Genomic DNA, 9,572 nt, shown 5'->3' with positions numbered 1-9,572 from the left:
GCCAAGCGCGCCGACGGCGCCACTGGCCGCAGCGTAACCGCGCAACGCCGAAACACGCGTATCGCCGCCGGAATCCGCCGCCGCGCGCACCTGCCCAGCAACGTTCTGTATCGCGTCGATCACCGGCGACTTAACCGCCAACGTGAAGCCAGAGCTCTTCATCTCGTGCGTTTCGTCGTGATGCTCACGATTGAGCGCGGATTCGACGGTGACGTTTTGCCCGATGCCCGTTATGTTCCCACCCGCGACGATTTCGCTGCCACGAACCAGCAAGTCATTGCCGGCCGCCATACTGACGTTACCGCTAACGCTGCCGATAAGGCTACCCGTTTGGGTCACGCTGCTGTCGTTGGCCCAGTCCTTCTGCTCATTAGTGCCGTACGAAATCCCTACACCACCTGACGAACCCAGACCCGTGCTCGTCTCCTCGTGGAATGAACGGGTCTCGCTAACGCTCTGCGTCGAATCGATCCGTAAATCGTGACCCGCCTGTAGGACGACATCCTTGTTTCCGACAATCGTGCTCCCCCGAACGCTCAAATCGTTGCCCGCAGCGATCGCCACGGTGTCCGCCGAAATCAGGCTGCCGTTGGCTTGGGTGGCTTTCATGTCCAGCGTACTCGTTGTGCTTTTTCCGCTCACCACTCCACTGCGACTACCGTCGTGCCGGCTTTGAAATTCGTGCGTCTCGGTGATTTCACCGATGTTGATGTCACCGGCTGCCGCCAGCGTTGCCGCGCCCTGGGCGAGTGTTATGCCGCTGCCCGCCAGGTTGATATTCTTGCCTGAGGCAATCGTGAGACTGTCGCCGCTTTGCAAGGTTGTGCCGATCACCGCGTCGTCAGATTGCCGCTTCGATTCTGAGTAACTGCCGCTACTGTCGCTATCCGCGCTGTTGCTTTGTAACGTTGAGGTCGTCACTGCCGCTCGCAACGTCACATCGCCCTTCGCCGCCAGCGCGCCACCTCCGTTCAGGTTGAGGGCCGCTCCCGTGGCCGTCAGATTACCTCCCACGCCTATCTGCGATACGCCTCCCACCGTGACTGCGCTCCCCGTCGCCGCGTTGAAGTTGGTATCCGATACACCGTTCGCACGCTCGACGACCTTCCGCTCGCCGGTCTGTACCGTGCCAAGTTCCCAGTTGCCGCCAATGGCCATGCCGAGGTTTCCGCCCACGTTCAGCGTGCCTGCGTTCTGCTCGACATTGCCACCTGTCACGATCGCGGCATCGCCCCTTACCGTCACACTTGCGATGGGACCGAGCGTCGTCGAGACGCGCGTGGCACCCGTGGTGCTCACCTGACTGACCTGGCTCGTGATCGTGCTCAGCAGCAGGTCGCCCCCGGCGCTGAGTGTCAGACTTCCGGTGTTCACTGTGGCCGAACTCAAGTCGACATCGCCCTTTGTCGTCAGCGACATCACTCCGTCGCTTCGCAACCCACCAAATGCATTGTCGATGGACGTAGCATCGATGGTGAGCGCGCGGGTCGCCTGCACCGTACCGCTGTTGGTGAACGTCTGCGCCTGCTTCAGGTCGATGTCGTTCGCCGCGATCAGCGGTCCGCTCATCTGTTGCTGTTCCGTCTGCGCAAGATAGACCACCGGCACCAGCACGGCTTGTCCATCGACGATTTGCGTTTGCATGATGACTACATGACGGGTGAGTGCCGCGACTTGCTCGGCAGACAGGCTCATGCCTAACGACAGGTTCAGCGACTTCGCAAGGGCTGCGCCCGAGTTCATCATCGCTTCATACATCGCCTGTGTATCGCCGTAGGGACCGAGCACTGCCTTGCCGGTGAGCGCCGTGATCTGGTTTCGCACAAGCTGCTGCTCGTACATGCCATCTCCCAGACGCTTTGCGGTCGTTTGCGGATTTATCCCAATCTGCTGAAGGTAGTAGTCACTCGACAGGAACGTCTTGACGTTCGTAAAGGCAGGGTTTGACTCGATCAGGTATGTCGCGTCCGGCGCGGTGGCTGGCCGGAACAACCCCCCTTGCGGGATTGTCAGGTTGGCAATCACGCTTACCGCCGTGGCCCGCGCGATGACCGCATCGATCTGCACCCTGTTGCCCTGAACGGACGTTGTGACCGCCCTCGTACCGCTCGCCTTGCCGTCCAACGCGCTGATGTTCACGCCAGTCACCGACTGGCCGGCCGCAAGGCCGAGCGGCATCACGCCTGCATTACCAGCCGTATTGTCGATGCTCACTCCCGTCCCCGACAGCGTGCCGCCTGCAACAAAGGTCGATTCGTAGGCGGGCAGAGCGTAGGTTCGAGTATCTGCAGGTGCCACCTGCGTGAAGCCGCCGGGACGCATCGTCACGAAGCGAGCATCGCCGAACGGCAATTGCCAGTCGTGCTTGCTATTGTCGTAATTGTTGTAGTGATACTGCCCCGAGTACCTGACGCGTACGGCAGGAGCGACCTGGCCTTGCCAGCTATTCTGGTCGAGCGTCAGCGGTGCCGCGATCGCGCCTGCGGCCGACACCGCGCTCCAGTAGTTCTGGAACAGGCCCACCGACGAAGCATTCAAGTCCGCGCCGGACACGATCTGCGCTTGCGGGCTAATCGATGTCACCGTATTCGCCACGGCTGCGCCCGTGTAACTCGTGTAGATGTAGTCGCTGTTCCATTCACCCCCGTGCGGCGGTTCGACGTACACACCACCAATAGCGTTAGGATCTCGCGTATTGATTTTCCCGGTACGTCCGCTCAGGCTGATGCCAAGACTGGCGAGAAGATCCGCCGAGACCGACGACGTGAAGCCCGACGTCTGCATCTGTCGCCGCGTATTCGTGACCTGATTGGCGTGCAGCGCCATTTCGCGTGTGGACTGGATCAGGGCCGATTGATTGCGGATCAGCTTTGCCTGGGTATAGTTGCCGCTCGCGTCCTTGCCCCCGGCGAGGACAACGCGGCCAAGACCATAAATGGCGGCGGTCGCCTGCGTATCGGTGGCCGTCATGTCGTCGCGGTTCTCGATGATCGGCGCCAGCAGTTCCAGCGTCCCTTCGCTGTTTGTCGCGCCAATGAGCGCCGTTGGACCGACGTTCGATAGTCGCGATGTCGCATTGAGCGATACGTCGCCGCCCACCAGGGTGCCCGTGTTTTGCAGCGTGTTCGAGTGCGTCGTAAGTGTCCCGCCAGCCATCATCGCGCCGCTGTTGGCGATATCCCCCGCCGTGATGTTCAGGTTCTCGACCGCTTCGACCCGTGTGTCGTTCGTGAACGTGCCGGACAGCGTAATCGCAAGTTCGTGCCCCGCAGCCAGCTTCAACGTCGGCGTCATCGCGAAGTCGCCCTCGACGTTCACCTCTACATCGTGGGCCGCACCGTAGGCGCCGCCGCCCGCAAGCGTTGCCGCCGTCACGTTCAGGTCGTTCGTCGCACCGATCTGGCCGCTGGTATTCGTGAGCGCACCCGCCGTCTTGATGGCCACGTCTCCGCGCGAACCGGACAAGTTGCCGATCCCGCCGCCCGTGTTATCGAGCGTGTCGGCGTCGATCGAGACGGTCGCGCCGCTCAGTTGACCGCCCAACGTGTTCGAGATTGTCGAGGCGCCGAGGGCCACACGACCGTTGCCCGTGATCGCGCCGGCGCCGTTGACGACCCGCGTGCCGCCCCGAATCGTCGCGTCGCCCGTGCCGAGATTGCCGATGAGACCGCGAGTGTTGTCGATGGACGCGACCTGCACCGCGAGCTTGCTGTCGTCGCCGTCGGCTCCCGACTGGATCCGGCCGTTCGTATTGTCGAGAGCACCACCGCCGATGACGGACAGGGAGGCGAGCGAGCGCACGACCCCTTGCGTGTTGTTCACGTCACCCGACACTTTCGCCGTGGCGTTGCCCCGTGCGGCAAGCATGCCCGCCAAGTTGTTCAGGCTGCCGACGTTCAGCGCCAGTTGCCCACCCGCAATGATTTCGCCGCCTGCGTTCAGCAGCGTCCCCGCACCGTTGCCCGGCGCGATCGTCAGCCGTCCCGTGCCGGACGCAAGGATCTTGCCACCGCTGTTGTTGAGAAGGGTAGGCGCAAGCGTCAGATCCTGGGCGTGACTCTGGATCGTGCCGCCCGCCGAGTTGTCGAGCGTATGCCTGACGTCGATGGTCATCGGCGAGGCACCGTAATGCGTGATCGTTCCCCCGTGATTCAGAAGGTGGGTCGCGGAAAACGCCAACTGATTCGCCTTCACGTTGCCGCCGCTGTTGTTCAGCGTGGCGTTCGTCGTCAAGCTCAGGTTCGGCGCCACGATGGCGCCGCCCTTGTTTGTCAGTGAACCGGTGCGGATCGTCTCGTTCGTGCCTGCGCCAATCTCGCCGCCATCGTTCGCCAGCGTGTCGCTCGTGAGCGTCAGGTCGGTGTTCGACAGCAGCTTGCCGTTTGCGTTATCGACCGCGCCGCCAAGCGTCGCCGTAAGCCCGGTCTGCCCCATGATCAGACCCGCTGCGTTGTCCAGGCTCCTCGCCCGCGCGACGACCTGCCCGTTGCTGGTGATCTTGCCGCCCGCATTCGAGATCGTGCCGGTTCCGTTACCGGCATTCACCGTGAGCGCGCCGGCGCCCGCGTGCGTGATCGTGCCGCCGTGGTTATCGAGCATGGACGGCGCCAACGTGAGATCCACGCTATTCGTCTGCAGCGTGCCGCCCGCCGAATTGTCAAGCAAGCCCAGGAAGGCGACGCGCATCGACCCGGTACCCGTCTGCGTGATCGTGCCCGCGTGATTGACGAGATTGGTGGCACCCAGCGACAGTTGTGTCGCCTGCAGAGTCCCAGCACTGTTGTCGAGTGTCGCGGCACTCACCGTCGCGGCCTGACCGGCGACGATATTGCCGCGGTGGTTGGTCAGTTGCGTGCCGGCGTCGATCGTCGTATTCCCCGCCGCTTGCAGCGTGCCATCGCTGTTATCGAGCGACCCGGTGCCGACTTGCAGGTCCGTCTGCCCACTCACCCTGCCTTGGTTCACAACGCTTCCCGCCATGAGCGTGACAGCACCATTGCCGCCGATTACGCCCCCCTGCGAACCGGTGGCGGTCGTGCCGATCGTGTTCGTGAGCGCACCCGTGACCGTGACCGTCAGGCCATCGCCATTCAGGGAGGTGATGCGGCCCGCCGTATTGTCCAGCGAATCTCCCACAAGGGACAGCGCAGCGCCGCTCTGCAGGGTGCCGCGGTCGTTTGCGATGGCGCCGCCACGCAATTGCATGGTGCCTGCAGAGACGATTTCGCCGCCCAGGTTCGTCAATTGCCCCGAGGTCCGCGCAATGAGCATGGCTTGTGACGCAATCTTGCCCGCCGCATTGGAGAGCCAGGCCGCGTTGAGCGTCACGCCTTGAGCCCCCGCGAGCGTGCCGTAATCGTTGATCAGCGCTCCCGCGACCTGAGCCGTCACTTGCCCCGCTGCGCGCGTGGTCGCGCCAGCGAGGTTCAGGTCGCCTATGCTGGCTATCAACGTCAGGTCACCGTTTGTGGACGTTTCGCTGCCCGCGAGATTGAGCCCGCCGCCCGTGAACATCGCGTTGCCGCCCGCCACGCCAAGGCCGCTCACGTTGAGCTGTGCCGATGCCGCTACCGACAGGTCGCCGCCGCTGCCGACCGAACCGTCGCCGTTCACGCCGGCGCCCAGCGTACCGGTCGATGTCAGGCGGCTCGCCATGACAGACAGATCTCGTTGCGCCGCCAGCGTCCCGTCGTTCGTGACGATGTCCGACGCGCGGAGGCTCGTGCTCTGTTTTGCGTAGATCGTGCCGCTGTTGGCAACGCTGCCCACGTCGATGCCGACGTTGCCGCTCGCGTTCAGCTTGCCGGACTGCACAAGCTGTCCCGCACTGGTAAGCGTGAGGTCGCCGGCTTGCGCGGCGATCTCGCCCGCGTTCGACACACCGACGCCCTTCTCCGTCCCCACCAGCATGATGCGGTTGGCGTACATGCCGCCGAGTGCGCTGACGTCGATCGAGACCCCCGGGGAGGCGCCAGTGCTGCTGATGGCGCTCGCCGAAAGCGTGTCGTGATCGACCTGGTTCGTGCCGGTGATGACGTTCAATGCATTGCCGTAGATCGCGGCATTGGCCTGCACCGCACGGGCGATCAGATCGACCTGGTCAACGTTGCTCGCGTTCAGCCCCACGCCCTGAACGGCAATGCTGCCACCCGTCACCTGAAAGCCGCGCAGCCCACCGTTGGCGTCGAGGATCGGTGTGCCGGTCGTAAGAATGCCGCGCGTGGTGTTGATGAAGCCGCCGCCATCGACCACGATCCCCGACCCGTTTGCCACGATGACTTCGGCCCGGCTGCCCGCGACCTCTAGAAAGCCTCTCAGCTGGCTCGGCGCGGTGCTGTTGACCTGATTCAGAATAATCCTCGCGGACTGGCCCGGGCCAAGGTTCGGGTTGCCGTTGATCATCCCGGCTTGCTGCGTCTGCGTCATCGCGGACGCGTTGTTCAGGATCGCGCCGCCGCGCGGCACATCGAACTGGGAATAGGTGTTCTGAGACACGCCCGCCGCGCTGGGCGTGTTGATGTTGATTTGCGGGAGACCGTTCGGGGTCTGCACAACGGAAGGAGCTCGCTCACCCGCGCCCGTCACTTGCGCCAGCACCCGCGCGGGGACTGCCCCCAATGTCACGAGGGTGGCGAAGGCCACGCATCGCATCGAGAAAGGCGAGACGCACGAGAGGCGCCGCGAAACCTGTCGGGCCGAACCGAGGCGTCGTGTCTGACGGGCATCCGCCTGAGCGCCCGCGCTGACCGTTTCAGCTACCGCCACCAGCATGCCCCGTGGCCGGCTGTACACCAATCGGAAAAGGTTCTTATTCATTTTCGTGAACGACCTGAAGAGAAATGCCGCGGCGGGGATCCGCCAGGCGGTCATGGAATGCGGATACCGTCATCGCGATGCGGATCGGCTTGCCACCCCGATGCGCTGGAAGCCTCAAAGTTGGGCGGTCAGTTGAAATCCGACCGTGACTTGCGCTGTGGGAAAACCGGATGGCTTGTAGATCGGTGTGCCCAGGAACACGTCGTAGCCGTAGCCGCCAAAGCGGGTGGCAACGCTCCCTTTGAGACCGATGACGGCGCCGACGAGCTGTGTGCCGTCTTGCGCGACGGGTTGCGGTCCCCAGACCCGGCCGTAATCGAGTCCCGCGTATACGGACTGTCCGGTCTGACCGAGCGGCACCTGAAGCTCGTTGCGCCAATAGAATCCGCGCGCGGCCGAGAGCATCGTCTCGCCGTCGAAGCCCCGCACGGTGTAGCGGCTGCCGATGGAAAGGTTGTCGATGTAGTAAAGCGTGTTGCCGGTGTATTGGCCGTGGAAGGTCGTCACGTAGCGAATCGGCTGCTGCGCCACGGCAAAGCCGACGGCGAGGTTCGCGTCGAGCACGGCCATGCGATAGCGGTAAGTCGGGCCTCCCGAGGCCGCGAGAAGGTCATCCTGCGCACCGAGCGCGCCGATTCCTTGCCGGTACGCAAGCGCCGCATCGAGTTGCGCGGCACCGAAATAGTGCCGATCCGTCAGGCCCCACTCGACGAGCGTGTTGTTACGTCGCTGTTGTGTGATCTCGATGTCTTCAATGAAACTTTGACCGAACTGGCGCGACAGCCGGAGCTGGGTGCCAAACACGTGGTTCTGGCTGCGGGAGAGCACGCGGCTGAGCGTGGCGTCGAGCGTCTTCGAGTTGCCGCTTGCGATGAACGTCTCGTTGACGCCCGCAATTCGCTGGTAGTAGCGGCTGGTGTAGGCCGCGAGCGTTGCGCTCCAGTAGCCCCACGGAATCGCGTAGCTCCCATGCCAGCCACGCGAGCCCAGATCGTGGTCTTTGAACAGCAGATCCTGTGAAACCCCGACATTGAAGATGTCGTTCAGGCCGAGCGGGTTGTACACACCGGCCGAGAGGCTGCCTTGCAGTTGACCCGTTGCGCGTGACCCGGCGTTGTCCACAGACGCCACGACGGTCCAGGGTTTGGTGCGCCTTACATCGAGCACAACGTCGCTCTGGCCCGGCAGATCCGCCGGCACGATTTGCATCGAGACGTCCTGATTCGACACGCGCTTCATCTGCTCGAGACCCTGCTCGAGATCACGCAGATCCAGCAACTCGCCGTCACGCGTCGGGAAGGCGCTCTTCCACGTGCCCCGCAGCGCTGGATCGGCAAAGCGCACTTGACGGATGACGCCGGGGATCAACGCGAATCGGAGCGTACCGCTCGCGAGGTCCTGTTCAGGCAGTAGCACGCGCGTCGTGAGGTAGCCGCGACTTAAGACGACCTTTTGCAGGCCTTTGACAAGCGCGTCCAATCCCTGCTTGCCTATGCAGGCGCCGGCATAGCGCCCGACCCAATCCCGGGCGAACGTAAATCGGCCCAGCGACTGCGTCTCGGCAGCGGTTGCCCCGAGGGTCTCTTGCGATGTCGTCGGAATTTCAAAGACGAATGTGTCGACCCGAAAGCATGGGGTCTCGTTGGGTAGCGCAGGCCAGGCAGGCGCATCGTCACGTGTTGAGCGTACCGATGGCGCGCTGACCGCCGCCTCGCGTTGTTGTGCCTCTCGCTGTTGTTGGATCAACTGGTCTTGCTCGACGCCTGTTCGGGCGGCGGCCGCCGTGTCGGCGGGGGGGGGGGCGGACGTTTGCTGCGCCTGCGCCGCCATCGCGAACAGCGAACAGGCCAGCAGCACGGCTTTCGTTTTGGTGATCGGCATCAGGGCTTTGCGGCGATTTCAAAGTGCGGATTGAGCGAATTACGGTCGACGTGTGGATCGTCATCAACGGCAGCCACTCGCGCCAACGCGCAATCGATCTACGCAGCGTGGGGAGATAACGGCGATGCCGGAGTGGGATGTCACTGAACGTGACGAGGGGGCATTGAGACGTTGGACTTCACCGCGGTAGTGCGGCGGTGGTTCAACGAAAAACGTTAGCAAGACTAATGGTTAAGTCAAAAACAGACTTCTTGTTCTGGTCGGGAATTTTCGAGTCTGGATGCGTCGGGCGCGACGTCAGAACGCGTCGGTCGTCAATGTCGCCCGAAAGGCGGCGGTGGTAGCGGCGTTCGGTTGACGAAGGGCGGAATGAGGGGAGGACGCGCGGAACGGGGGGCGAACGGCGTTGTGCGCTTCGCCGGGCGGCGAAGCTCCGCTGAGTGCGGAGCGTCGTTCAACGGGACAGGAAGATTGTCGACCGCGACGAATCAAGGATCGAGTGTCGGGCTCGTGGCGTGTGCGCGCACCGTGTTTGAGGCGCGCGCGGACTTCGCGCCAAATACCCCGGCGGCCGATCCATACGGGGTTGTCAGTCGCGGTGTTATGCCGGTTCGAGTTCCCGGCTGCTGGATTCGCGCATGGCACGAATGGGCTCGGCCAATATCATCGCGTCGACATTGAGCGGCGGCACATCGCCGAACAGCGGCCGATAGACGAAGTCGCCCACGTCGATCGTCTCGCCCGTCAACGCGCAAACACCAGGATGATTCGCCCGGCGAATGCGCCAGATCTGCGCACCGTAGTTGCCGCCCATGGCGTCGTTCCACGACACGGTGATCGTCAGTTCGCTGGAGATCTCCAGCACACGCACGATG

At 63.4% G+C, this 9,572-nt stretch carries 3 protein-coding genes; all 3 read right to left on the bottom strand.

Features of this window, described 5'->3' with window-relative positions:
- Positions 1-6,816 (bottom strand): filamentous hemagglutinin N-terminal domain-containing protein (locus A985_RS0112370; protein WP_039830288.1); only part of this gene is annotated, 6,816 nt, incomplete at its 3' end.
- A 114-nt stretch (positions 6,817-6,930) separates the two neighbouring features.
- Positions 6,931-8,697: a ShlB/FhaC/HecB family hemolysin secretion/activation protein gene (locus A985_RS0112365; RefSeq protein ID WP_017233719.1), complete on the bottom strand. Its 1,767-nt coding sequence runs from the start codon at positions 8,695-8,697 to the stop codon at positions 6,931-6,933.
- Between the two features lie 601 nt (positions 8,698-9,298).
- Positions 9,299-9,572: DUF3331 domain-containing protein (locus A985_RS25300; protein WP_198288692.1), on the bottom strand; the 274-nt coding region annotated here is incomplete at its 5' end.

Source organism: Pandoraea sp. B-6 (assembly GCF_000282835.1).
GTDB classification, from domain to species: Bacteria; Pseudomonadota; Gammaproteobacteria; order Burkholderiales; family Burkholderiaceae; genus Pandoraea; species Pandoraea cepalis.
This window is presented reverse-complemented; position numbering and strand designations above follow the sequence as displayed.